The 315-nt window shown below is 53.3% G+C and carries 1 protein-coding gene; it reads left to right on the top strand.

Features of this window, described 5'->3' with window-relative positions; translation table 11 throughout:
• Positions 1-29 precede the first annotated feature (29 nt).
• Positions 30-315 (top strand): leucine-rich repeat domain-containing protein (locus tag A6X21_RS11355; RefSeq protein WP_240490240.1); only part of this gene is annotated, 286 nt, incomplete at its 3' end.

The raw sequence follows: 315 nt of genomic DNA, 5'->3' as shown, positions 1-315 counted from the left end.
GCCTGTTTGGCTCATTGAGGTCCTTGAAAGTGGAAGACTGCAGATTTGCGCGCCTCCCGCAGGCCCTAGGTCAGCTCTCCAGCCTGGTTGAGTTGTCGCTTGCTGGCAATAGAGTCCCTTTTCAACCCACAGATCAGCAGGCGCTGGCCGGGCTGGTCAATTTGCAGTATTTGAATCTGCACGGTTGTGTGTTGAGTGGGCGCCTTGATGTGACGCAACTGACTGAGTTGCGAGAATTAAACCTGTCGCAGACTCAATCATCCACTTGGCCGATGGGGGTGATGCAATTGCCCCATCTTACCCATCTGGATTTAA

The sequence above is a fragment of the Planctopirus hydrillae genome (assembly GCF_001707835.1).
GTDB classification, from domain to species: domain Bacteria; phylum Planctomycetota; class Planctomycetia; order Planctomycetales; family Planctomycetaceae; genus Planctopirus; species Planctopirus hydrillae.
This window is presented reverse-complemented; position numbering and strand designations above follow the sequence as displayed.